The following is a 24,610-nucleotide window of genomic DNA, read 5'->3' on the forward strand; positions in this document are numbered from 1 at the left end:
TCCAGCAATGCCCCGGGAAACCCATCAAGCCCACGGTGAATACAACGCTCCGACTGCCACGGATAGGCCTCAATGCGTCTGAAAAGCATCAAGCTCGCCGGTTTCAAATCCTTCGTCGATCCCACCACGGTAAGTTTTCCTAGCAACATGGCGGCCGTAGTCGGCCCGAACGGTTGTGGCAAGTCCAACATCATCGATGCCGTACGCTGGGTAATGGGCGAGAGTTCAGCTAAAAACCTGCGTGGCGAGTCGATGACGGACGTCATCTTCAATGGCTCGAACACACGCAAACCAGTGACGCAGGCCAGCATCGAGCTGATCTTCGATAATTCGGACGGCACGCTGCTTGGCGAGTACGCGGCTTACGCGGAGATATCAATTCGCCGCCGGGTGACCCGTGATGCACTGAACACCTACTTCCTCAATGGCGTGAAATGTCGTCGCCGCGACATCACCGATATCTTTCTGGGCACCGGGTTGGGGCCACGCAGCTACTCGATCATCGAGCAAGGCATGATCTCCAAGCTGATCGAGGCCAAGCCCGAAGACCTGCGCAACTTCATCGAAGAGGCGGCCGGCATCTCCAAGTACAAGGAGCGGCGCAGGGAAACCGAAAATCGTATTCGCCGCACCCACGAAAACCTGGCTCGTCTGACCGATCTGCGCGAAGAGCTCGAGCGTCAGCTGGAGCGTCTGCATCGCCAGGCGCAGTCGGCGGAGAAATACCAAGAGTACAAAGCCGAGGAGCGCCAGTTGAAAGCCCAACTGTCGGCGCTGCGCTGGCAGACACTGAATGATCAGGTGGGGCAGCGTGAACAGGTGATCGGCGACCAGGAGGTCAGCTTCGAGGCGCTGATAGCTGAACAACGCAATGCTGACGCCAGCATTGAGCGTTTGCGCGACGGCCACCACGAGCTGTCGGAGCGCTTCAACCTCGTTCAGGGGCGCTTCTATTCCGTCGGCGGTGATATCGCACGCGTCGAGCAGAGCATTCAGCATGGCCAACAGCGTTTGCGTCAGCTGCAGGACGATCTGCGCGAGGCCGAGCGGGCCCGACTCGAAACCGAATCTCATCTGGGGCACGACCGGACCGTGCTCGCCACCCTTGGTGAAGAGCTGGCCATGCTTGAGCCGGAGCAAGAGATCGCAGGCGCGGCCGCTGAAGAGACTGCCGCCCAGCTCGAAGAAGCCGAGACAACCATGCAGCACTGGCAAGACCTGTGGGAGCGGTTCAACCAGCAGAGCGCCGAACCGCGCCGAGCGGCGGAGGTCGAGCAGTCGCGTATCCAGCAGCTTGAACAGAGCCTGGAGCGGCTGGCCGAGCGTCGGCGACGTCTTGAGGATGAACTCAGCTTGCTCGCCGGCGATCCGGAAGATGCCGTGGTTACCGAGATGAGCGAACAGTTGGCCATCGGCGAGATGAATCTCGAGGAGCTGTCTGCGGCACAGAAGCTGACCGATCAGCAGCTCGAGGGCCTCCGCGAACAACTGCAACAGGCGAACCGCGCCGAACAGGAGGCGCTGGGCCAATTGCAGCGTATGGATGGCCGTATCGCTTCGTTGGAGGCCTTGCAGCAGGCTGCCATGGATCCCGGAAAAGGCGTCTCCGATTGGCTGCATGAACGAGGGCTTGACCGGCGGCCACGCCTGGCCGAAGGCCTGCGCGTCGAGACGGGTTGGGAGTTGGCGGTTGAAACCGTGCTGGGCGCGGATTTGCAGGCCGTGCTGCTGGACGACTTCGACAGCCTGGACATGAGCGGCTTCGAACAGGGCGACTTGCGTCTGGTCAGTGCCGGGCAGGGACGCGGCCCGGTTGCCGGAAGCCTGCTGGACAAAGTCGAGTCTGCTACCGACCTGTCGCCTTGGCTGGGTCGGGTGCGACCGGTGGCGGACCTCGATCAGGCCTTGGCAGCACGTGCCTCGCTCGCTGATGGCGACAGCCTGATCAGCCGTGACGGTTACTGGGTTGGCCGGCATTTTCTAAGGGTCAAACGCGCCGGGGAGACTGAGTCCGGGCTGTTGGCGCGCAGCCAGGAGCTGGCGCTGTTGCAGGCCGAGCGTGATGACTGTGAGGTGAACCTCGAGCTGTGGGCCGAGCAGCTTGGCCAACTGCGAGAAACGCAACGCGAGCAGGAGGAATGCCGTGAGCAACAACGGCGCCAGCACCAGGAGCTGTCCCGTCAGCAAGCCGATCTGAATGCTCGTCTGTCGGCCAGCCAGGCCAAATTGGAGCAGCTGAGCCTGCGTCGGCGCCGGCTGGATGAGGAGCTTCTGGAGCTCTCCGAGCAGCGCGCCCTGGAAACCGAGCAGCTGGGCGAGTCGCGGCTGCAGTTGCAGGATGCGCTCGACGCGATGGCCGTCGACACCGAGCAGCGCGAGTCATTGCTGGCGAACCGCGACACGATTCGGGAAAAACTCGACCGGGTTCGCCAGGACGCCCGCCAGCACAAGGATCACGCGCACCAGCTGGCCGTGCGGATTGGCTCGCTGAGGGCTCAGCATGACTCGATCCGCCAGGCGCTCGAACGCCTTGAGCAGCAGTTCGAACGCGCCGTGGAGCGCCGCGAGCAGCTGAACCTGAATCTGGAAGAGGGCGAGGCGCCGCTCGAAGAGCTGCGCATGAAGCTCGAAGAGCTGCTGGAACGGCGCATGGGCGTTGAAGAAGAGCTCAAGCTGGCGCGTCTGGCGCTCGAAGACGCGGATCGCGAACTGCGTGACGCTGAGAAGCGCCGGACGCAGGCCGAGCAGCAGGCACAATTGCTGCGCGGCCAGCTTGAACAGCAGCGGATGGACTGGCAGGCCCTTAGCGTCCGTCGCAAGACATTGCAGGATCAGTTGCATGAGGATGGTTTCGACCTGCATGGCGTGCTGGCGACGCTACCTGCCGAGGCCGGCGAGGCGGCGTGGGAGGACGAACTCGAGAGTCTGGCTGCGCGCATACAGCGTCTTGGCCCGATCAACCTTGCGGCGATCGACGAATACCAGCAGCAATCGGAGCGCAAACGCTATCTCGATGCGCAGAACGATGACCTGGTCGAAGCACTGGATACGCTGGAAAACGTCATTCGCAAGATCGACAAGGAGACGCGCAATCGCTTCAAGGAAACGTTTGACCAGATCAACTCCGGCTTGCAGGCGCTTTTTCCGAAGGTTTTCGGTGGTGGCAACGCTTATCTGGAACTTACCGGGGAAGATTTACTCGATACCGGGGTGGCGATCATGGCGCGTCCGCCGGGTAAGAAGAACAGCACTATCCATCTGCTGTCAGGCGGTGAGAAAGCACTGACCGCGCTGGCGTTGGTGTTTGCGATCTTTCAACTCAATCCAGCACCGTTCTGCATGCTGGACGAAGTGGATGCGCCGTTGGATGACGCCAACGTAGGGCGCTATGCGCGGCTGGTCAAGGAGATGTCAGAGAAGGTGCAGTTCATTTACATCACGCACAACAAGATCGCGATGGAAATGGCCGACCAGCTGATGGGCGTGACCATGCACGAACCGGGATGCTCAAGGCTGGTCGCGGTCGACGTGGAGCAGGCGGTGGCGCTCGTAGAAGCTTGAATGGCGCTGTTTCAAGCGCAGTGGAAGGTGTTGGAAGACCAATAAAAGAGCCGTGTCGGGCGGTGCAAAACTACCGTTCGTCGTGCTAGTTTAGAGCGCAATTTTTACGATGCGCAGATGAGCCTGTTCAGCGGCTGTGAATCTGCGTCTTTATCATCGATTTCAGGGGTTCAAGCATTAATGGATATCGGTCTGCGCGAGTGGCTGATCGTCATCGGCATCATTGTCATCGCCGGCATTCTTTTTGATGGCTGGCGGCGGATGCGCGGTAGCAAGGGCAAGTTGAAGTTCAAGCTGGACCGCAACATTGCGAGCAATCTTCCCGATGAAGACGAGTCGAACGAGCTGTTGGGCCCGCCGCGTGTCGTGAGTCGAAACAACGAGCCCTCACTGGACGAAACCGATCTTCCCTCGATGAGCGCGCGCGAAACCGGTAAGCGTCGCGCCGAGCCGCGGCAGGGCGATCTGCATTTCTCGAGCGACGATGCCCCCGTTCCGACGCTGCTGGATCCTGTGGCCCACGAAGAGGCGGAATCGAATGAGCATTTCGATCAGGATCTTCCTCCCGTCGAGGAAGTGCTGGTCATCAATGTGATCTCGCGTGATCCGCACGGCTTCCGTGGTCCTGCACTGTTGCAGAATATTCTGGAAAGCGGTCTGCGCTTCGGTGAGATGGACATCTTCCATCGTCACGAAAGCATGGCGGGCAACGGCGAAGTGCTGTTCTCCATGGCCAATGCGGTCAAACCTGGCACTTTCGATCTGGATGACATCGACCACTTCACTACCCCAGCCGTGAGCTTCTTTCTGGGTCTGCCAGGCCCGCGCCATCCGAAGCAAGCTTTCGATGTCATGGTTGCCGCTGCTCGGAAGTTGTCACAGGAGCTTAACGGCGAGCTTAAGGACGATCAGCGCAGCGTGCTGACGGCTCAGACCATCGAGCATTATCGCCAGCGTATTGTGGATTACGAGCGCCGGCAGATGACAACCAAACGTTGATCCAGAAAACCGCTCCCAGGAGCGGTTTTCTGTTTGGCAGGGGAGGGATTCACCTGGCCTCACCGAACGGCACGTGAGGAGGGCTTCAGCCCCTCGAAGCTTATTCGCTTCGCTCTGGCTCAGAAGGTAATCGAAGCCCTCTGGCCAACCATTTCTTTGGTTTTTGCCTCTAGCGTAGCCTTAAGGGCCAGGGTGATTCTGCAGATAACCAGTAACCCTCCGATACCCTTGCGCCCGACGCTCCATGCCGTCACGCAAACAGGCTAAAATCCTCCGCAGAACATTCACTTAAGGTCGACCGGCGTGCCGCTTCTGCACTCGGTCCAGCCTGCAGCTATGGCCTCAATACCATGACGTCCGCCCAGACCGCCGCAGAACGCATCGCCGAGCTGCGCAGCGAAATCGACGCCCATAATTATCGTTATTACGTATTAGACGAGCCCAGCGTTCCCGATGCTGAGTATGATCGCTTGTTCAAGGATCTCAAGGCGCTCGAGGCCGAGCATCCCGAGCTGGTCAGTCCGGACTCACCGACTCAGCGCGTCGGCGGCGCGGCGCTGGCGGCCTTCGGCCAGGTCCGTCATGAAGTGCCGATGCTGAGCTTGGGTAATGCCTTCGAAGAGCAAGACCTGATCGACTTCGACCGCCGCGCTCGCGAAGGCTTGGACCTGCCGTCAGGCGACCTTTTCGGCGACGGCGTCGAGCTGGAGTACAGCTGCGAGCCGAAACTCGACGGCCTGGCGGTAAGTCTGCTCTACGAAAATGGCCAATTGGTGCGCGGTGCTACGCGTGGTGACGGCAGCACCGGCGAAGACATCAGTGCCAATGTCCGAACCGTGCGCAACATTCCGCTCAAGCTCCACGGCGACGGCTGGCCCGAGGTACTGGAAGTGCGCGGTGAGATCTATATGCCCAAGGCGGGTTTCGAGGCGTTGAACGCGCGTCAGCTGGAGGCGGGCAACAAGCCGTTCGCCAACCCGAGAAACGCTGCCGCAGGCAGCCTGCGCCAGCTGGATTCGAAGATTACCGCCAGCCGTCCGCTGGAACTCTGCGCCTATGGGGTCGGCCGTAGTGACGACGATCTGCCTGGTACCCATATTGGCATCCTCGAGGCACTTAAGGGCTGGGGCTTGCCGATCAGTCGTGAGCTCAAACTGGCGAAAGGCGTTAAAGAGTGCCGCGATTACTTTAATGCCATCGGCGAGAAGCGCGACGCGCTGCCGTATGAGATTGACGGCGTGGTGTTCAAGGTCAACTCCATTGCGCAACAGCGCGAGCTAGGCTTTCGCGCTCGTGAGCCGCGTTGGGCGATCGCTCATAAATTCCCGGCGCGCGAAGAAGTGACCGAGCTGCTCGACGTGGAATTCCAGGTAGGCCGTACCGGTGCTATCACACCGGTTGCGCGTCTGCAGCCGGTTCAGGTCGCTGGCGTGACGGTGTCCAACGCGACGCTGCACAACATGGACGAGGTCGCCCGGCTCGGGGTCATGATCGGGGATACGGTCATCGTCCGTCGCGCCGGTGACGTCATCCCGCAGATCCTCGGCGTCATTCCGGAGCGCCGACCTGAGAATGCCCGTACCGTTCATGTGCCGGAGCAGTGTCCGGTTTGTGGCTCGGCCGTCGAGCGCACCCAGCTGATCAAACGCAGCAAAGGGCGCGAGTCGGTAACGGAAGGTTCGATCTATCGCTGTGTTGGTCGTCTGGCCTGTCAGGCGCAGCTCAAGCAGGCGATCATCCATTTCGTTTCGCGCCGGGCGATGGACATCGATGGCCTGGGTGACAAGATCGTCGAGCAGCTGGTCGATGCCGGGTTGGTCCGGTCCCCGGCAGATCTCTATTGCCTCAGCTTCGAACAGGTCCTGGCACTTGACGGCTTCGCCGAAGTGTCGAGTCGCAACCTGCTCAATGCCATCGACGCCAGCCGCAAGCCTTCCCTGGCGCGCTTCGTCTTTGCCCTTGGCATCCCTGACGTCGGCGAAGGCACGGCGAAACTGCTGGCGCGTGCCCTGGGTTCGCTGGACCGCATCAGTCGTGCTCTGCCTGACGTGTTGGTTTACCTGCCGGATATCGGTCTGGAAGTCGCCCACGAAATCCATAGCTTCTTCGACGATGAACACAACCAGTCGGTCATCCAGCAGTTGCGCTCGCGTGGTGTTGAGTTGCAGGAGGAGGGGGATGTGCATCCTGACTTTGCGGCCTGTGCGACGCTGGCAGGCTTGCTCGACAGGCTGAACATTCCGTTTATCGCCGCCACCGGTGCCCAGCGTCTTGCTGATCGTTTCGGCAGCCTGACCGGTATCATCGAAGCCGACTGGCTGGACCTGCGTCAGGTTGAACGGCTCAACGAAAAGGCGGCCCGAGCACTGCGCGACTATTTCGATGACCCGACAAATACCGCCCGTGCTCGCGCCATCGAAGACCAACTGAAAGATTTCGGCATGCATTGGGAGAGTGAGCGCAAGACTGCTCAAGGCTTGCCGCTGGCCGGCCAGACCTGGGTGCTGACGGGCACGCTGGAAAGCATGAGCCGCGACGATACCAAGGCAAGACTGGAAGCGTTGGGCGCAAAGGTGTCGGGTTCAGTCTCGGCCAAGACCAGTGTCGTGGTGGCCGGGCCAGGTGCTGGCTCCAAGCTGGCAAAAGCCAATGAACTGGGCCTTGAAGTGGATGACGAGGAGGCCTTTCTGAAACGCCTCGCCAGCCTGGAAGGTTAGCCGTCAGAGGTCCCCGGCTAGGTAGGGAATGACGGTCAGGCGGCCATCGGAGCGACGGTCGCCCTTGTTTTCGAGCGAAGAGGCAATTCGCTATTCACAAGCGTAGTACGAACTACACATTCTGAGCTTGCTGGATGCTTGCCCTGCTTGACGCTTCACTGGCCACGGTATTCGCAGCCGCTGGTGCAGGTTTCATGAATGCGTATTCGCGACAGCTCTGGCAGCAACGGCTTGAGCTCATTCCAGATCCATACGGCAAGGTTTTCGCTGGTCGGATTGTCGAGGCCTGGCAGGTCGTTCAGATAGTTATGGTCGAGTCGTTCATAGACAGGCTTGAAAATCTGCTTGATCTCACTGAAGTCCCGGATCCATCCGGTATGGGGGTTCACCTCGCCTTCAAGGTAAATCGCAACCCGGAACGAGTGCCCGTGTAGGCGGCCGCATTTGTGCCCTTCGGGAACATGGGGCAAGCGGTGGGCTGACTCGAACGTAAACTCTTTGAATATTTCCACTGGTCGATCCGGTAAGGCGAAAAGCCGCATTCTACCGGTTTGTATTCGGCTGTCGCCGTTGCGCAGCGAGCTACCAGTCGCAACCGCCGCACTGCATACGCAGCGCTTTTGACACTCCCTCGGGCTTGCGGCACAGTGCCCGGCTTTTTATCGGCGTTCGCCGCTTTCGGGGAGTTGAAATGAATGCAGTGGTAGCGGCAGTCGGCATCATGCTGATTCTTAGCCTGTGCAGGGTCCATGTGGTAGTGGCATTGATTGCCGGCGCGCTTGCTGGCGGCGTTATGGGCGGATTGGGGCTGGACGGCAGCCTTGCAGCGTTCAACAAAGGGCTGGGCGGTGGCGCGACGGTAGCGCTTTCCTACGCTTTGCTGGGCGCATTCGCTGTTGCGATCGGCAAGAGTGGGTTGGCTCATGCGCTGGCTGATCGCGCGTTGGCCATGGTGGGCCGGCACGAGTCGGACTCCGCAGGGGTTGTGAAGTGGTTGATGATCGGTCTACTGCTGGCGGTTGCCGTGTCGTCGCAGAATATCCTGCCGATCCATATCGCCTTCATCCCTTTGCTGGTTCCACCGTTGCTCTACGTGCTGAGCAAGTTGAGGATCGACAGACGCTTGATTGCCTGCGTACTCGCGTTCGGCCTGGTGACACCGTACATGTTCCTGCCGGTAGGTTTCGGCAGCATCTTTCTGCATGAGATTCTGCTGGCAAACGTGGCCAAGAGTGGCGCCGACATCGCCGGCATCAATGTCAGTCAGGCCATGCTGATTCCCGCAATCGGCATGCTGACCGGCCTGCTGATAGCCATGTTCAGCTATCGAAAGCCGCGCAATTACGATCTGGCCAAGGTTGACCAATCGAAAGCCATCAGTGTCAGCTACAGCCCGCTGACCTTGTTGGTGGCTGCGTTGGCCGTCGCTGCTGCGTTCGTCGTTCAACTGTGGTTGGACTCGATGATCATCGGCGCGCTGGTCGGTTTCGTGATCTTCTCCGTATCCGGCGTGGTGCGCTGGAAAGAAGCTGATGATCTATTCACAGAAGGCATGAAGATGATGGCCATGATCGGCTTCATCATGATTGCTGCAGCGGGATTTGCCGAGGTCATGCGCGAAACCGGCGAGGTGAAAACCCTGGTCGATACATCTGCCGCCTGGATTGGTAACAGCAAGGCCATCGGCGCGTTGATGATGCTTCTGGTGGGGTTGCTGGTCACCATCGGTATCGGCTCCTCCTTTTCCACCGTGCCGATCATCGCTGCCATCTTCGTACCGCTCGGGTTGGAGCTTGGCTTCAGTCCGCTGGCGATCGTCAGCTTGGTGGGCACGGCGGGTGCGCTGGGTGATGCGGGGTCGCCCGCTTCGGACTCGACCCTCGGGCCGACCGCCGGGTTGAATGCCGACGGCCAGCACAACCATATCTGGGACACCGTGGTCCCGACTTTTTTGCACTACAACCTGCCGCTTCTTGCCTTCGGCTGGATTGCTGCGATGACGCTGTAACTCTCATCGGTGTGGTTGCGCTGGCACGATGCGTCGTCGCCGGCGCGTCCGCTCTTTCGCTAGGTCGTGCTCCATCAGCACTCCTGGCGCGAATCGCTGACTAACTGATACGACCGCAGCGATAGGATGAATTCGTGAACACCACTCTTGAGCAGAAAGTCTTTCTCGCTCTACTGCTCATCGTGAGCATTGCCTTCGGCTGGATACTGCTTCCGTTTTATGGGGCCGTGTTCTGGGCCGTAATTCTCGCGATCATCTTTGCGCCACTGCAACGCCGCCTGCAGCGTCGCATGGGGCACAGGCGAAACCTGACGGCGATCATCACCTTGACGGTCTGCCTGGTTGTTGCGGTACTTCCGGTTATCTTGATTGCGGGTCTGCTGGTTCAGGAGGGCTCGTTGCTGTATCAACAAATGGAAAGCGGAGAGCTCGACGTCGGCGAGTTCGTTGGCGGCGCCAAGGAGATGCTGCCTGAGTCGGCGCAACGACAATTGCAACGCTTTGGGCTCGGCAATCTTGATCAGATGCGTGATCGACTTGCCAGTGGCGCTTTGCAGGGCAGCCAGTTCCTGGCTACCAAAGCGTTCAGCTTCGGCCAGGGCACCTTCCAGTTTCTGGTCAGCTTTTTCGTGATGACGTATCTGTTGTTTTTTTTCATTCGGGACGGGCGCGATCTCGTCGCCAAGATTCGCCGTGCGATGCCACTGAGCGATAACCAGAAGCGTCGGCTGTTCAGCAAGTTCACCCGCGTGGTCAGGGCTACCGTCAAAGGCAACATCGTCGTGGCGGCCACCCAGGGATTTCTCGGCGGTGTGATCTTCGCTGTCATGGGCATCCCAGGCTCGTTGCTCTGGGGTGTGATGATGGCGTTTCTTTCCTTGCTCCCCGCGATTGGCGCCGGTTTGATCTGGGCACCTGTCGCGATCTACTTCCTGCTACAGGGAATGGTTTTGCAAAGCGTGATCCTGACGCTCTACGGTGTTCTGGTGATTGGCCTGGTGGACAATTTCCTACGGCCGATTCTGGTGGGTAAGGACACCAAGATGCCCGACTATCTGGTGCTGATTTCGACGCTGGGCGGGCTCGCCCTGTTTGGCTTGAACGGCTTCGTCATCGGGCCGCTGATTGCAGCGCTGTTCATGTCGTCGTGGGCCTTGTTTATCGCCCCTGATGCCAAGCCTTCACCTCGATAGGCGTCCGGGCTAGCCGGACGCCGCTTCGGGCTAGAGGATACGTCCGCCATCATCACGCGTGATGATGACTGTTGCCGAGCGTGGCCGACGGCCCGGGCCGTCGGGCCAGCTGCTGGTGTACTCGGTTGACGTCGAGCCTTCCCCTGGATGCTGGATATTCACGAACAACGTGCGGAAGTCCGGCGTTGCGGTAATGCCGGTTACCTCGGCACCCTGGGGGCCGACCAGGAAACGTTTGGTTTCGCCGCTCTTCGGGTCTGACACCAGCATCTGATTGTTGCCGAATGGACCGCTGCGCAGCTGGCTTCCGCTCATGTCGGTCTGGATCCAGAGGCGGCCTTCATCGTCGAACCAGAGCCCGTCCGGGCTCGCCATGATGTTTTCGTCGGTCAATGGTCGACCATGCGGATCACGGCTATCACTCTGCGGCCCGGCGAGCAGATAGAGGTCCCACTGGAACCGCGTGCCAACCTGATGCTTGCCTTCCTCACGCCAGCGAATGATGTGGCCGGTGGGGTTCGGCGCGCGAGGGTTGGCTGCGTCGGCTTCCTGCCTCGAGCTGTTGTTGGTAAGCGTGAAATACACTTCGCCCGTGTCGGGGTGGACGGCGCCCCACTCAGGGCGATCCATTTTGGTCGCGCCAACGATGTCCGCTGCCAGACGCGTGTTGATCAGTACCTCGCCCTGATCGGCAAAGCTTACATTTGCAGCCGCACAGGCCTGCTGAAAGGCTTCGTCTTCGAGATCCAGCGCTAGCCAGTCGCCGCTGCCGTCCGGGTTGAAGCGCGCGACATACAGGGTGCCCTCGTCGAGCAGCCGACCGTCGCTTCGCTGTGGGCGGTACTTGTCGCGGCTGATGTATTTGTAGATGTACTCGTTCTGCGAATCGTCTCCTGAATAGCAGACAAGTGGCCAGCCCGGTTTGGTGGGTGCAAACACTAGGCCTTCATGACCAAAGCGGCCCAGGGCGGTGTGCTTGACGGGCGTGGAGTCGGGGTCGAATGGATCGATCTCGACAATCCAGCCAAAGGTGTTGGGCTCGTTGCGATAGTCGGCGCGCGGATCTGTCGCCGTAGTGGTTGCATCGAAACGCTCGAATTCGTCGCCGCGAATGGTTTCCCAGCCGTAACGCCCGGTTGACCGGAGGCCGTAGCGCTCCAATTGGCGTGGCAATTCAGCGTCGCGAGTGGCGAAATAGCCCGCCCAGTTTTCCTCGCAGGTCAGGTAGGTGCCCCAGGGGGTATAGCCATTCGAGCAGTTGTTCAGCGTGCCGCGGGTGGAGGTGCCGCTCGGGCTGTAGCGCGTCTTCATCAAGTCATGGCCACGTGCCGGGCCTTCAATGCGCATCGGCGTCGCGCCGGTTATGCGGCGGTTGCGTGCCGAGGGAAGTACCGACCAGTCTCCCTGAGGGCCACGGCGAACTTCGACAACGGAAACGCCGTGCGCATTGATCTCCTTGCGCACTTCATCCGCGTCGACACGCTTGCCAGCGACGACGGTCGGACCGTTGGGATGGAGCAGCGGGGCATCAATGTATTCATGGTTCAGCACGAGCAGACCATGATCACTCTTGCGGCCTTTGAAACGTGCATCCATGGGAAAGAAGTGCATGCCATCGTGGTGCATGCCGGTCTGCTGGGCCTGATCTTCCGCACTGTTGCTGGCGTCTTCGAGGAATGCTGGATAGCTTCCACAGATTGGCGTGCCCCAAGGGATAAAGGCTTTTGCGGAGAAGCCTGCGGGAACGGTAATGGTGTCGGCGCGGGTTACTGCTACCGTCCCGAAGGGAAGACGGTTACGCCGTTGAAAGGGCGACCGGCTGCCGATCTCAGCCGGCTCGGCTGCAGTGGCCATCGAAGGCAGCCCGCCGAGAAAGGCCAGTGCGCCGAACGCTGCACCGCCGGCCAAAACCTTGCGGCGTCCCGCATCGATGACATCCTGAATGTGAGGGTTGGCAGAGCGGTTACTAGGCAGCTCATCACCATTGCCGAACAGTATCTTTTGATTATCGTCAGTCACGACGCAGCTCCATTGGTAATCGACGGGACTGTGACGTTATGTTCGGCTTGCGACAGCTTAATGACACCCACTCCAAGCTCGACGAGCGGTCCGCTAGTTCTGTTCGCCAGGACTGTCTGCGTTACCATCGTCGCCCTAGTTCACAATGGCCTTGTTATGGAATTCAGCGCTCCGCTTGCCCTGTATCAGCAGGCTATTGCACGTCAGGGTTACGTCAGTGACGCCGCCCAGCTGCGCGCGGTCGAGTGGCTGCAGCGCTGCCATGAGGCGCTGCACGACGATGCGGGTGGCGAGTCGATTCGCGGCGTTTACCTATGGGGTCCAGTCGGACGCGGCAAAACCTGGTTGATGAACATGTTCCATCGCAGCCTGCAGGTGCCAGCAAGACGGCAGCATTTCCACCATTTCATGCGCTGGGTTCACATCCGTCTGTTCCAGCTCAACGGTACGCCTGATCCGTTGCAGGCATTGGCAAAGGAGCTGAGCGAAGAGGTGAGGGTGCTGTGTTTTGACGAGCTGTTCGTTGCCGACATCGGCGATGCGATCATTCTGGGGCGCTTGTTTCAGGTGATGTTCGAGCACGGCGTGGTCATCATCGCGACGTCCAACCAATCACCCGATCAGCTCTATGCTGACGGGTTCAACCGCGAGCGCTTCCTGCCTGCCATTGATGCAATCGAGCTGCACATGCAGGTCGTCAATGTCGACGGCGGGGCTGATCATCGTCAGCGCCCGGGCATAGCCGAACAACGCTATTGGATCAGCGAGCCACAGGACGGCGGGTCGCTGCGCTCTGTATTCGACAGGCTGAGCAGAGGGCAGGCTGCCGATACCCGGCCAGTCCTCGTCGGACGTCGACTTTTACAGGTCGAGTGCAGCAGCGACTCCGTGCTCTGGTGTTGTTTTGCTGCCCTGTGCGAGCAGCCATTCTCAGCGTTGGATTTCATCGAACTCTGTGATCGCTATTCGGCGATCCTGATCGGCGCAGTGCCGCGACTGGGAAGCGAGCAGCGTGAAGGACGCATCGCGCGCGGTACTGAAGACGGCGCAGCACAAGTAGTGGCGGGCGACCGCGAGCTACCGAAGCTGGCCGCGCACGATGACAGCGTCAGACGCTTCATTGCGCTGGTAGACGAATGCTACGACCGAGGCGTGCCGCTGTATCTGGAGGCCAAGGTTGCGATGGATGAGCTCTATACCGAGGGTTATCTGTCCTTTGCATTTCGCCGAACGTTGAGCCGGTTGCAGGAAATGCAGCTGAAGCGTTTCGGTCACACCGACTAGCTTCTTAGTCGCGGTAGAACACCTGCACCAGGTGATAGCCGAACTGGCTTTTGATCGGGCCATGCACCTCTCGCAGCGGCTTCTTGAAGATCACCTGGTCGATGCTGCGCACCATTTGCCCCGGACGGACCTCTCCCAAGTCGCCACCTTTCTTGCCGGAGGGGCAGGTCGAATATTTCTTCGCCAGCACGTCGAAGGCTTCGCCGTTGGCGATGCGCTTTTTCAGCTGCGCGGCTTCGGCTTCTGTCTTCACCAGAATGTGGCGGGCCATGGCTTTGGGCATTGCGGATCTCCTCGGATGCGGCGGCGATTGTAGTCAGGCAGCGCTGCAAACCGAAGCGGGAAAACAGCGAATCTGACCGTTCGGCTGCAAGCAAAGCCGACGAACGGTAGTTATGGTTGGTCATATGTTAGCGCTACCATCCGGTCCACAAACATAATGTGGCACAACGATGCCGCCGGAGACCGACAGTGGATTACCACACCCACAGCGATTTTCCCCCTAACCGCCGCGCATTGGTGGTCATGGGCGTCAGTGGTTCGGGAAAAACCGAAACCAGTCACGCCGCCGCCGATGCCCTGGGCTTTCGACACATCGAAGCCGATCATTTCCACCCAGAAGAAAACGTTGCACGCATGCGTGCCGGCACGCCGTTGTCAGATGCCGACCGCGTCGAGTGGCTGCAGAAGCTCGTGGTGGAAATGCAGCGCGCCATCGATGATGACGTCGGCTTCGTTCTTGCCTGTTCCGCGCTGAAGCGCCGCTACCGTGATCTGTTGCGCGATGCGGTGCCGGGCTTGTGCTTTGCGCACCTGTCCATTGATTACGACACGGCGGTCCAGCGAGTCGGTGGGCGCGCTGGACATTTCATGCCGATTTCGCTGGTTGACAGCCAGTTCGCCACGCTCGAGTCCCCAGCCGGCGAGCCCCATGTGCTCGTGGTCGATGCCAGCCAGCCACGCGAGCAAGTGCTGGACGAGATCACCGCTTGGATGACTGAGGACGGCGGCTTGGCGATCAATGCCAAAGAGGACCTTTCTGCGGTTCCGCTTGATAGCGCTAACAAGGGCGACGGTCAGCGCGGCGGCCAAGCTTCGGGCGCGGTCAATGTCGATGACGTCGAGCCGACGGGCGCCGAGCTGACCACCCAGCCGATCTATGGCGGCAAGTTCGCGCAGGGCTTTGACCGGATTACCGACTGGCTGATGGCGGCGCTGCTGGCCTTCATGGTGATCGTGGTGTTCAGCAGCGTGGTCCTGCGCTATGCCTTCGGCACGGGCTGGACCGGAGCTGAAGAGCTTTCGAGGCTGGCCTTTGTCTGGTTGGTATTCGTTGGCGTGGCCTCGAGCATGCGCCGTGGCGAGTTGATGGCCTTCAGCATGATCCGCGACCGGTTCCCACGTCTGTTTCGTCGAGTGGTGGATTCGGTCAGCTGGATCATGGTCGCGGTAGCCAGCGCACTTGCCGCGATGGGCGGATGGAATCAGATGCAGTTCGGCTGGACCATCAATAGCCCGGTTGTGGGTTATCCGCTGGCCGTGGCGATGGTTCCGGTCGCCGCCAGCATGGTTGCGCTTGCGGTTCTGGCGCTGATCCAGCTGGTCAACGTCTGGCGTCGACAGCCACCTCTACCCATCGCCGAAGCCAACGTTACGGCCGATTGATTCCTGATAACAACAAGGGCATACGCCCACCCGAGGTCCGTACATGACTGTCGTCGTCTTCTTATCGTCATTGTTTGGCTTCATGGCCTTCGGTATGCCGATTGCCTTCGCGCTGATTCTCACCGGCGCGGTGCTGATGTGGTACTTGGATTTCTGGGATGTGCAGCTGCTGGCACAGAACCTACAGGCCGGTGCCGACAGCTTTCCGCTGCTGGCCGTGCCCTTTTTCATCCTCGCCGGCGAACTGATGAATGCCGGCGGCATCTCCCGCCGGATCATCAACATGGCGCAGGCCTACTTCGGCCATAAGCGCGGCGGTCTCGGCTACGTCGCGATTGCGGCATCTGTCCTGCTGGCAAGCATGTCCGGGTCTGCGCTTGCCGACACTGCGGCGCTGGCAACCTTGTTGTTGCCGATGATGCGCGAGCGCGGCTATCCGCTGAGTTCCTCGTCGGGGCTGGTTGCGGCGGGCGGCATCATCGCGCCGATCATTCCCCCCTCAATGCCCTTCGTGATCTACGGTGTTGTCACCAATACCTCGATCAGCCAGCTGTTTCTTGCCGGTATGGTTCCCGGTCTGATCATGGGCGCCGGGCTGGTCGTGGCGTGGACGCTGATCGCACGAAAGATCGAGGAGCCGCCCCAGGCGAAGGCCACCGGAGCCGAACGCCGCAAGGCGCTGGTCGATGGCGCGGCTGCGCTGATGCTGCCAGTGATCATCGTCGGTGGCTTGCGCTTTGGTCTGTTCACGCCGACCGAGGCAGCAGTGGTCGCGGCCGTTTACGCCTTGCTGGTCTCGACGCTGCTGTATCGAGAGCTGAGCTGGAGCGGTGTGGTCGAAGTGCTGACCCGAGCCAGTCGTACCACGGCGTCGGTGATGTTCCTTTGCGCCGCGGCGATCGTCTCCGCCTACATGATCACCCTGGCTCAGCTGCCAGACGAAATTGCCTCGATGCTTGGCCCCTTGGCTGAAGATCCCAAGCTGCTGATGGTCGCCATCATGGTGCTGATGATCGCCATCGGCATGGTGCTAGACCTGACCCCGACCATCTTGATCCTCGGGCCGGTACTGGCGCCTATCGCCGTAAAGGCCGGCATCAATCCGGTGTACTTCGGCGTGATGTTCGTGCTGATCGGCTCGATCGGTCTGATCACACCACCCGTCGGTACCGTACTCAACGTTGTCGGCGGAATAGGGCGGCTGCGCATGGAAACACTGGTGCGCGGCGTCATCCCGTTCTTCGTCATCTATCTGGCCATCGTCATTCTGCTGATAGCAGTACCGTCGATCATCACCGTGCCACTGGCGTGGCTGCGGTGATCGACGCGAGGCTTGAGCTTTATCCTTCATTCACAACAACAAAAGGTAAGAGAGCATGAAACGATTTCTCATCGCGGCGCTGGCCGCCACAACCCTCAGCAGCGCAATCACTGCGGTGACCGCTCAGGCTGCCGACGATATCCGGCCTCGGATGATTCGCTTCGGTTATGGACTCAACGAAGACAGCAACCAGGGTCGCGCCGCGAAGCTGCTGGCCGAGGAGATTGCCAAGGCGTCCGATGGCAAGCTCAAAGTCCGTACCTTCGGCTCTGCCAGTCTGGGTTCCGATGATCAGATGCAGAATGCGCTGATGGGCGGCGCTCAGGAAATGATGGTCGGCTCGACGGCGACCCTCGTCGGTGTGGCTGAAGAAATGGCGGTCTGGGACACGCCTTTCCTGTTCGAAAGTGAAAAACAGGCCGACTACGTACTGGATGGCCCTGTCGGCCAGAAGGTCATGGATGCGCTGGAAGAAAAGGGCCTCGTTGGCCTGGCCTACTGGGAGAATGGCTTCCGTAACCTGACCAACAACGTCCGTCCGGTCGAAAAGATGGAAGATTTCGAAGGCATCAAGCTGCGCGTCATGCCGAACCCAGTGTTCATCGACACCTTCAAGCAGATGGGCGCGAATGCCGTCCCGCTGCCGTTCTCCGAGCTGTTCACCGCGCTGGAAACCAAGGCAGTCGATGGCCAGGAGAACCCCTATAACACCATCCTCTCGTCCAAGTTCTACGAGGTACAGAAGTACCTGAGTGTGACCAATCACGTGTACAGCCCATGGATTGTCACGGCATCCAAGCGCTGGTGGGATGGCCTGTCGAAAACCGAGCAGGACATCATCATGACGGCGGCGAAAACCGCGCGTGACTCGGAGCGTGAAGACACTCGCGCTGAAGCCCGCGAAGCCTTGGCTAAAATCAAGGAGCAGGGCATGGAGGTGAACAAGGTCAGCCCGGAGGAAATTCAGCGCATGCGCGAGCAGGCCAAACCGGCTATCCAGACCGTGATCGATACCGTTGGCGAGCCGCTGTTCAACGAAGTACAGGCAGCGATTGAGAAAGCGCCGAAGTAATCGGTTGCAGCCCCTTCAGACCTTGTGAGCGCTGGCGTCTGTCAGTGCTCACCTGGCCTGATTCGGGGCGACTTCCCGTATAGAATCTCCGCCCCCTCGCCGCTGGATTCCACCATGAGTTCTCGCCGTCGCCGCTCGCTGGAGCGGGCCACCTTGTCCGACGTGGCTCGCAGTGCCGGTTGTTCGCTGATGTCCGCCTCGCGCGCGCTGTCTCAACCCGAAAGGGTGTCAGACGCCCTGCGCGAACGGGTGATGGCAGCGGTCAAGACACTGGGTTACGTCCCGCATACAGCGGCGCGCAACCTGGCCAGCGCGCGTTCAAACCTCGTCGCAGTGATTATCCCCTCGCTGTCGAACGCCGTATTCGTCGATACCGTCGAAGCCATTCAGCGCGTGCTGATGCCGGCAGGTTACGAGCTGATGATCGGCGTCAGCCATTACCATCCCGAAGAAGACGAGCGCCTGTTGCGTGCCTACCTTGCCCATCAGCCGGCTGGGCTGTTGGTTACCGGCTTCGAGCGCAGCGATGCCGCGCGCGAAGTACTTGGCAGCTACACCAGCCCGATCGTGACCTTGATGGAACTGAGTGATGGCGAAGAGGAGTACTGCGTCGGTTTCTCCCAGTTGGAAGCCGGTGCGGCCATGACCCGCAAGTTGCTCGACCGCGGCTATCGCAACATTGCGTTCGCAGCCGCGCAACTCGACCCCCGAACCTTGCAACGTGCCGAAGGTTATCGGCAGGTCATGCGCGGGGCCTCGCTTTACGATGCCGCACTTGAGGTGCTTACGCCGCAGGTTTCATCCATAGGGCTTGGCGCCGAGTTGCTCGATCGGTTACTGGCGCAGCATCCAGAAATCGATGCGATCTTCTTTAACAACGACGATCTGGCGCTGGGCGCGCTCTTTCGTGCTCGCCAGCTGAACTTGGCCGTGCCGGAGCGGCTGGCGATTGCCGGTTTCAACGATCTGCCGGCCGCCGCCTGGATGCACCCGGCGCTGACCACTGTACGCACCATCCGCGGCGAAATCGGCAAGCTGGCTGGGCAAATGCTGCTGAGCCTGATGCGCGGCGAGTCGCCACCGCAACGGCGTATTGATGTGGGTTTTGAAGTGGTGATGCGCGAAAGCGCATGAGGCAAGCCGGCACGCATTGGACGTGCCGGCAGATCTGAGGCTCAGCTCGGGTAAATCAGTCGGCCTGCTGCGCCGCCGTGACCTGCTGAGCGATCTCGATCATCTGTTCGCGCATCCAGCGGTTGGCTGGGTCCTGATCGGTACTCTCGTGCCAGTAGATGTGTGTTTCCAGCGGTGGGATATCCACTGGCAAAGGGACCTGGAATAGGTCGTGACGCCGTGCGAAACGCTCGGGGACGGTCACCGCCATATCGGTCTGTTGAATCACTTGGGTGGCCATCATGTAGTGCTGGGAGCGCAAGGCAATTTTGCGCTGTTGCCCCATCTTGCCGAGCGCCAGGTCCACCATGCCCAGCCCGCTGCGTCGGCTGGAAATATGAATGTGCGACAGCGAGAGGTATTCCTCGACGCTGAGCTTGTCCTTGGCCAGTGGATGCCCACGGCGCATGGCGCAGACGTAGCGGTCTTCCAGCAGCTTGACGTGGCGCACCTGCGGGTCAGTGTTGAGTGGGGCGTCCATGGCGAAGTCCAGCCGCCCAGCCGCCAGTTCCTTGGTGGTTTCGCGGCGCTTGGCGAGCATGCTTTCGATCTTCACGTTCGGCGCCAGCCGACGCAGACGCTGGAACAACGGCGGCAGCACAACGGCCTCGGTAAGGTCGGTCATGCTGATGCGGAAGGTCTTGTTCGCCTGCAGCGGATTGAAGGTGCGGCTTTCCTGCACCGAGACGCGAAGCAATTGCAGCGCGTTGCGCACCGGTCCGATGATGTTCTGCGCCATCGGCGTCGGCACCATACCCTGCGCGGTTCGCACGAACAGCGGATCGTTGAACGTCTCCCGCAGGCGTGCCAGGGCGTTGGAAACGGCTGGCTGAGTAATGCCGACGATCTGCCCGGCGCGGGTCAGGTTGGCCTCGGTGTAGATGGCGTCGAAGACAATGAATAGATTCAGATCGACCTTGTTCAGGTTCATTGTTGTGCTCTCTGGCGTGTATCGGAATTCGCCGATCATATATCGGTGATGAATGTTTATACACGAGGAAAATAGCTTAGATAAATCAAGAAACCTCCTCTAGCATCCAAAATTACAAAACATTACCTGCCAGAAGGTTATCGCCCATGGATTTCGCCTACTCCCCAAAGGTTCAAGAGCTGAGAGAGCGTGTGCAAGCGTTCATGGATGCTCACGTCTATCCCGCCGAAAAGGTCTTCTATCAGCAGGTCGCAGAGGGTGATCGCTGGCAGCCGACCGCCATCGTCGAGGAACTCAAGGCCAAGGCAAAAGCCGAGGGCCTGTGGAACCTGTTTCTGCCGGAGTCCGAGCTGGGTGCGGGCTTGACCAACACCGAATATGCGCCGTTGGCGGAAATCATGGGCAGCTCGGGCCTCGGCCCGGAAGCCTTCAACTGCTCAGCGCCGGACACCGGCAACATGGAAGTGCTGGTTCGCTACGGCAGCGAAGCGCAGAAGCGCGAGTGGCTGGAACCTTTGCTGCGCGGCGAGATCCGTTCCGCCTTCGGCATGACCGAACCAGGCGTGGCTTCGTCCGACGCCACCAACATGGAAGCCCGCGCGGTGCGCGAGGGAGACGAATGGGTCATCAACGGGCGCAAGTGGTGGACCTCCGGTGCCTGCGATCCGCGCTGCAAGATCATGATCTTCATGGGGCTGACCAACCCGGATGGGCCGCGCCACGCCCAGCATTCGATGATCCTGGTGCCGATGGATACCCCCGGCGTCAAGGTGCTGCGGCCGTTGCCGGTGTTCGGTTACGACGACGCCCCGCATGGCCACGCCGAAGTGCTGCTGGAAAACGTGCGCGTGCCCTATGACAACGTCATCCTCGGCGAGGGCCGCGGCTTCGAGATCGCTCAGGGCCGACTCGGCCCGGGCCGCATTCACCATTGCATGCGTTCGATCGGCGTGGCCGAACGTGCGCTGAAGTTGATGTGCGAACGCGCCGTCAGCCGTACGGCTTTCGGTAAACCGCTGGCGCGCCTGGGTGCCAACTTCGATTACATCGCCGAGTGCCGTATCGAGATCAACATGGCGCGCCTCTTGACGCTGAACGCGGCGTACATGATGGATACAGTCGGCAACAAGATCGCCGCCAGCGAGATCGCGCAGATCAAGGTGGTCGCGCCCAACGTCGCGCTGAAGGTCATCGATCGCGCCATCCAGATCCACGGTGGCGCGGGTGTTTCCGAAGACTTCCCGCTGGCCCACTGGTGGGCGATGCAGCGTACGCTGCGGCTGGCCGATGGCCCGGACGAGGTGCATCGGGTGGCCATCGCCCGTCACGAGCTGGGCAAGTACGTGCCGCGTGAGGCGCTGCGTAGCCGCTAAGCCGACCGCTATCGGGCAACAGCTGAAAGCAAGGCCACGTGAGTGGCTTTGCTTTTTTATGCGCTGTTATCAGTGCGGCATAAAACAAGCTTGCCGCCACGAGGGTCCGCTTTTGCAGGAGCGAGCTCTGCTCGCGAACGGGCTGCAGGCCACGGTCATACCGCCGTACCTGCCTCCTCTCCCGGCGCGCTTATGGCGCCACAGTGCGCAGATCCGGCGGCGTTTGTTGACCATGGGTGTCGATGACCAGCTGCCGATAGCGCCGATAGGCCTGTTCATAAGCCCGAACCGATTCCGCCTGCGGCTCGACCGCTGTGCCTTCATCGACCCGCACGCAGCGAGCGCACAGCGCTGCGAGGCTGGCGATGGGGTTGCTTTGTCGTGCATGGCACCACGCCGCCTGGATGGCGCCGCCAAGGGCCGCGGCTTCGCTGTGGGTGGTGCAGACCACCGGGGTGGCCATCAGGTCGGCGACGATCTGGCGCCACAGCGGGTTCTTCGCGCCGCCGCCGATCAGCTGGACGCGTTCGCTGCGGATGCCGCTTTCGCGCAGCAGGTCCAGGCCATAGCGCAGGCCGAAGGTCACGCCCTCGACAACGGCCCGGCAGAGGTTTGCGCGAGTGAGGTTTTCCGTGGTCAGGCCGTGCAGGCTGGCACTTGCCTGGGGCAGGGCGGGGACGCGCTCGCCGTTGAGGAAAGGCAGCAGGGTGACGCCGTCACAGCCGATTGGCGCCTGCGCGACAAGTGCGTTGAACGATTCGAGATCGAGCTGCAGCAGGTCGCGGATCGCGGCGTTGGCGTTGGTCAGGTTCATGGTGCAAATCAATGGCAGCCAGCCTCCACTGGACGAGCAGAAGGTGGCGACTGCTGGCTGGGGGCTGATGCGCGGCGTGTCCGAATAGGCGTAGAGCGTGCCGGAGGTGCCCAGGCTCATGGTGATGGCGCCGAGGCGGATGTTGCCGGTGCCGATGGCGCCCATCATGTTGTCGCCCCCGCCACTGGATACGATGGCGTCAGGGTTCAGCCCGAGCTGTCCGGCGATTTCCGGGCGCAGCCGGCCGACGGCTTCGTCCGGCTCGATCAGCTCCGGCAGTGCCGCCTCCAGGCGACCGCTCGGGTCGATGTGGCGCAGGATGCCGAGGTCCCACTCACGGGTTCGTACGTTGAAATAGCCGGTGCCGGACGCATCGCCAGACTCGGCGCAGGCGCGCCCGGTGAGCCAGTGGTTCAGATAGTCGTGCGGCAGCAGGATGTGCGCGATCTGCTCGAAGCGTGCGGGGTGCCGCGCCTTCATCCACAAGAGTTTCGAGACGGTGTAGCCCGGCGCGATGACGATGCCGAGGCGCTCGAGCGACCCCTGTTCCCCGCCCAGCCAGTCGAGCAGCGCGGCGTTCTGTGCAGCTGATTCTGTATCGCACCAGAGCTTGGCCGGGCGCAGCACTTGTCCGTCGCGGTCGAGCGTGACCAGCCCGTGTTGCTGCCCGGACACACCGATGCCCAGCACCTCGCGACCGTCTACTCCGGCCTCGGTTAGGGCGGCTCTCGTGGCGGTGGCGAACGCGGTCGTCCATTGCGTGACGTCCTGCTCGCGGCGTCCATTGGCGCCGCTGATGAGCGTGTGTGCCGCCGAGCCCTGGCCCAGCACGCGCCCGCTGGCGGCGTCGAGCAGCAGTGCTTTGGTGCCCTGGGTTCCGCAGTCGATACCGAGATACACGGAGCCGTCCTCAGCGTGTCAGCAACAGATCGAGGGTACCGCTCACGCCGAGCGTGCGCAGCCGCAGAAGGTTGCGCTCGAATGCATCGTGAAACGCCAGGGAGTGTGGAATCTGCGTGCCGAAGATTTCTTCACGCCCTAGCAACCGCTCGGTGAGTCCTTCGTCTTCCTCGACCAGCGACTGACAGAACTCAGCGCGTGGATCGGGAATGCTGTACGGGGTGCCGTGTTCGTCGACGCCTTTGAGGTACATCGCCCAGGCTGCGACGACCAGTGCGGCGCGGTCCAACTCGGCGTTATCGGCGATCAGGCGGTTGATGGTCGGCACGCTGAATTTGGAAAACTTCGACGAGCCGTCAGAGCAGACGCGCTCGAGTTGGTCGGCGATGGCGCAGTTGGAGAAACGATCAATCAGCGTCTGCTTGTACTCGGTCAGGTCGATACCCGGCACGGGCGCCAGCTGCGGCGTAACGTCGTCGTCCATGTAACGGCGGATGTACTCGACGAAGAGCGGATCAGCCATGGTTTCGTGCACAAAGCGATAGCCGCGCAGGAAGCCCAGGTAGGTCAGCGCTAGGTGACTGCCGTTGAGCAGCTTGATCTTCATCTCTTCGTAGGGCGCTACGTCGTCGGTGAACTGCACGCCAACCTTGTCCCAGGCTGGTCGGCCGGCGACGAACCTGTCCTCTAGAACCCACTGCACGAACGGCTCGCACACCACCGGCCAGGCGTCTTGGATACCGTGCTGCTGCTTCAGGTTGTTGCGGTGCGCTGCGCTGGTCATCGGCGTAATTCGGTCGACCATCGCGTTGGGAAAGCTGACATTGCTTTCAATCCAGCCAGCCAGCTCGGGATCGACGAGATTGGCGAAGGCCAGGGTTGCCTTACGGGTAACGTCACCGTTATGGGGAAGGTTATCGCAGGACATCACCGTAAACGGGCCGGTACCTTCGCCACGTCGCTTGGCCAATGCAGCGCAGATCAGACCGAACACGCTGATAGGTGCGCGCGGATTCTTCAGATCATGCTGGACGTGCGGCAGCATGGCGTTGAACTGACCGGTGCTTTCGTCCATGCAGTAGCCGCCCTCGGTGATGGTCAGCGAGACGATACGGATGGACGAATCGGCCAGACGAGTGACGACCGCATCGGAGCCGTCCTGGCCTACCAGCAGCATGTCGCGGATGCTGCCGATCACACGCACTTCGGTCTCCGGTCGGTCATCGAGCTCGACCAGGGTGTAGAGGTAGTCCTGGGAGGCCAGCGCATCGCGCATGCCCGACTCATCGGTGCGCGTACCGATACCGCAGATGCCCCATTCGTGCGCTTCGCCGCTGTTCATCAGGGCGTCGGTGTAGGCGGCCTGGTGGGCACGGTGGAAACCTCCGATGCCGATGTGCGCGATCCCTGCCGTGATCGACTCAAGCGTATAGGAGGGGCGCGCAATGTGCGCCGGCAGCTGCGGCAGATTCTGTTCGTTCAACTTCATGTCAGGCCTCACTGGGCGTGAAATAGGGGAAGCCAGCGGCGTGGTAGGCGCTTCAATGGCAACGATTTCGCGGCGAGCTTTGCCGTCGTTA

The 24,610-nt window shown here is 60.9% G+C and carries 17 protein-coding genes; 11 read left to right on the top strand and 6 right to left on the bottom strand.

The window, feature by feature from the left end; genetic code table 11:
- The first annotated feature begins 72 nt into the window (after positions 1–72).
- The 3 genes from smc (at position 73) to ligA (ending at position 7,277) form a co-directional block, all read left to right on the top strand.
- Entirely contained in the window at positions 73–3,561 is a 3,489-nt protein-coding gene (gene smc / locus AAGW23_RS14865) for a chromosome segregation protein SMC (RefSeq protein ID WP_342407159.1), read from the top strand.
- A gap of 180 nt (positions 3,562–3,741) precedes the next feature.
- On the top strand, positions 3,742–4,560 hold the full coding sequence (zipA, locus tag AAGW23_RS14870) for a cell division protein ZipA (RefSeq protein ID WP_342407160.1): 819 nt from the start codon (positions 3,742–3,744) through the stop codon (positions 4,558–4,560).
- A gap of 350 nt (positions 4,561–4,910) precedes the next feature.
- On the top strand, positions 4,911–7,277 hold the full coding sequence (gene ligA, locus AAGW23_RS14875; protein WP_342407161.1) for an NAD-dependent DNA ligase LigA: 2,367 nt from the start codon (positions 4,911–4,913) through the stop codon (positions 7,275–7,277).
- 155 nt (positions 7,278–7,432) lie between these two features.
- On the opposite strand, the gene queD is transcribed toward ligA, so the two are convergent.
- Positions 7,433–7,789 (bottom strand): 6-carboxytetrahydropterin synthase QueD, encoded by a 357-nt coding sequence (gene queD / locus AAGW23_RS14880; protein WP_342407162.1) that lies wholly within the window; start codon positions 7,787–7,789, stop codon positions 7,433–7,435.
- A 179-nt stretch (positions 7,790–7,968) separates the two neighbouring features.
- Here queD and AAGW23_RS14885 point away from each other — a divergent pair, with 179 nt between their 5' ends.
- Both AAGW23_RS14885 and AAGW23_RS14890 read left to right on the top strand, forming a co-directional pair.
- A complete protein-coding gene (locus AAGW23_RS14885) occupies positions 7,969–9,285 on the top strand; it encodes a Na+/H+ antiporter family protein (protein ID WP_342407163.1) in 1,317 nt (438 codons plus the stop codon).
- Between the two features lie 134 nt (positions 9,286–9,419).
- A complete protein-coding gene (locus tag AAGW23_RS14890; RefSeq protein ID WP_342407164.1) occupies positions 9,420–10,478 on the top strand; it encodes an AI-2E family transporter in 1,059 nt (352 codons plus the stop codon).
- 30 nt (positions 10,479–10,508) lie between these two features.
- On the opposite strand, the gene AAGW23_RS14895 is transcribed toward AAGW23_RS14890, so the two are convergent.
- The gene (locus tag AAGW23_RS14895) at positions 10,509–12,497 is read right to left on the bottom strand and encodes a PhoX family phosphatase (RefSeq protein WP_342407165.1); all 1,989 of its coding nucleotides are present in this window, start codon (positions 12,495–12,497) and stop codon (positions 10,509–10,511) included.
- Between the two features lie 156 nt (positions 12,498–12,653).
- On the opposite strand from AAGW23_RS14895, the gene zapE reads away from it, so the two are divergent.
- Positions 12,654–13,781, top strand: a complete 1,128-nt coding sequence (gene zapE, locus AAGW23_RS14900) for a cell division protein ZapE (protein WP_342407166.1) — start codon at positions 12,654–12,656, stop codon at positions 13,779–13,781.
- A 4-nt stretch (positions 13,782–13,785) separates the two neighbouring features.
- Here the strand turns inward: zapE and AAGW23_RS14905 are convergent, their stop codons facing one another.
- Complete coding sequence (locus tag AAGW23_RS14905; protein WP_342407167.1) at positions 13,786–14,064, bottom strand: peptidylprolyl isomerase; 279 nt, start codon at positions 14,062–14,064, stop codon at positions 13,786–13,788.
- A gap of 242 nt (positions 14,065–14,306) precedes the next feature.
- Between AAGW23_RS14905 and AAGW23_RS14910 the strand changes: the two genes are divergently transcribed.
- The 4 genes from AAGW23_RS14910 (at position 14,307) to AAGW23_RS14925 (ending at position 18,973) form a co-directional block, all read left to right on the top strand.
- Positions 14,307–15,446 (top strand): gluconokinase, GntK/IdnK-type, encoded by a 1,140-nt coding sequence (locus tag AAGW23_RS14910; protein WP_342407220.1) that lies wholly within the window; start codon positions 14,307–14,309, stop codon positions 15,444–15,446.
- A 43-nt stretch (positions 15,447–15,489) separates the two neighbouring features.
- The gene (locus AAGW23_RS14915) at positions 15,490–16,767 is read left to right on the top strand and encodes a TRAP transporter large permease subunit (RefSeq protein ID WP_342407168.1); all 1,278 of its coding nucleotides are present in this window, start codon (positions 15,490–15,492) and stop codon (positions 16,765–16,767) included.
- A gap of 55 nt (positions 16,768–16,822) precedes the next feature.
- Positions 16,823–17,839, top strand: coding sequence for a TRAP transporter substrate-binding protein (locus AAGW23_RS14920; protein ID WP_342407169.1), 1,017 nt, complete (start codon positions 16,823–16,825; stop codon positions 17,837–17,839).
- Positions 17,840–17,953: 114 nt separating this feature from the next.
- On the top strand, positions 17,954–18,973 hold the full coding sequence (locus tag AAGW23_RS14925) for a LacI family DNA-binding transcriptional regulator (RefSeq protein ID WP_342407170.1): 1,020 nt from the start codon (positions 17,954–17,956) through the stop codon (positions 18,971–18,973).
- Between the two features lie 55 nt (positions 18,974–19,028).
- On the opposite strand, the gene AAGW23_RS14930 is transcribed toward AAGW23_RS14925, so the two are convergent.
- Positions 19,029–19,943 carry a LysR family transcriptional regulator gene (locus AAGW23_RS14930; RefSeq protein WP_342407171.1) on the bottom strand — a complete coding sequence of 305 codons (915 nt, stop codon included), beginning with the start codon at positions 19,941–19,943 and terminating at the stop codon, positions 19,029–19,031.
- 146 nt (positions 19,944–20,089) lie between these two features.
- On the opposite strand from AAGW23_RS14930, the gene AAGW23_RS14935 reads away from it, so the two are divergent.
- Positions 20,090–21,316, top strand: coding sequence for an acyl-CoA dehydrogenase (locus AAGW23_RS14935; protein WP_342407172.1), 1,227 nt, complete (start codon positions 20,090–20,092; stop codon positions 21,314–21,316).
- A 190-nt stretch (positions 21,317–21,506) separates the two neighbouring features.
- Here AAGW23_RS14935 and xylB read toward each other — a convergent pair whose 3' ends face one another.
- Entirely contained in the window at positions 21,507–23,030 is a 1,524-nt protein-coding gene (gene xylB / locus AAGW23_RS14940; RefSeq protein WP_342407173.1) for a xylulokinase, read from the bottom strand.
- A 10-nt stretch (positions 23,031–23,040) separates the two neighbouring features.
- Entirely contained in the window at positions 23,041–24,519 is a 1,479-nt protein-coding gene (locus AAGW23_RS14945; protein ID WP_342407174.1) for a mannitol dehydrogenase family protein, read from the bottom strand.
- Positions 24,520–24,610 lie beyond the last annotated feature (91 nt).

This window comes from Stutzerimonas chloritidismutans, from assembly GCF_038562055.1.
Lineage (GTDB): Bacteria > Pseudomonadota > Gammaproteobacteria > Pseudomonadales > Pseudomonadaceae > Stutzerimonas > Stutzerimonas chloritidismutans_A.

Bases quoted from the DNA above. Each gene is read 5' to 3' on its own strand.
- smc (WP_342407159.1), top strand. From the start codon at position 73: ATGCGTCTGAAAAGCATCAAGCTCGCCGGTTTCAAATCCTTCGTCGAT.
- zipA (WP_342407160.1), top strand. From the start codon at position 3,742: ATGGATATCGGTCTGCGCGAGTGGCTGATCGTCATCGGCATCATTGTC.
- ligA (WP_342407161.1), top strand. From the start codon at position 4,911: ATGACGTCCGCCCAGACCGCCGCAGAACGCATCGCCGAGCTGCGCAGC.
- AAGW23_RS14885 (WP_342407163.1), top strand. From the start codon at position 7,969: ATGAATGCAGTGGTAGCGGCAGTCGGCATCATGCTGATTCTTAGCCTG.
- zapE (WP_342407166.1), top strand. From the start codon at position 12,654: ATGGAATTCAGCGCTCCGCTTGCCCTGTATCAGCAGGCTATTGCACGT.
- AAGW23_RS14905 (WP_342407167.1), bottom strand. From the start codon at position 14,064: ATGCCCAAAGCCATGGCCCGCCACATTCTGGTGAAGACAGAAGCCGAA.
- AAGW23_RS14910 (WP_342407220.1), top strand. From the start codon at position 14,307: ATGGGCGTCAGTGGTTCGGGAAAAACCGAAACCAGTCACGCCGCCGCC.
- AAGW23_RS14915 (WP_342407168.1), top strand. From the start codon at position 15,490: ATGACTGTCGTCGTCTTCTTATCGTCATTGTTTGGCTTCATGGCCTTC.
- AAGW23_RS14920 (WP_342407169.1), top strand. From the start codon at position 16,823: ATGAAACGATTTCTCATCGCGGCGCTGGCCGCCACAACCCTCAGCAGC.
- AAGW23_RS14925 (WP_342407170.1), top strand. From the start codon at position 17,954: ATGAGTTCTCGCCGTCGCCGCTCGCTGGAGCGGGCCACCTTGTCCGAC.
- AAGW23_RS14930 (WP_342407171.1), bottom strand. From the start codon at position 19,943: ATGAACCTGAACAAGGTCGATCTGAATCTATTCATTGTCTTCGACGCC.
- AAGW23_RS14935 (WP_342407172.1), top strand. From the start codon at position 20,090: ATGGATTTCGCCTACTCCCCAAAGGTTCAAGAGCTGAGAGAGCGTGTG.
- AAGW23_RS14945 (WP_342407174.1), bottom strand. From the start codon at position 24,519: ATGAAGTTGAACGAACAGAATCTGCCGCAGCTGCCGGCGCACATTGCG.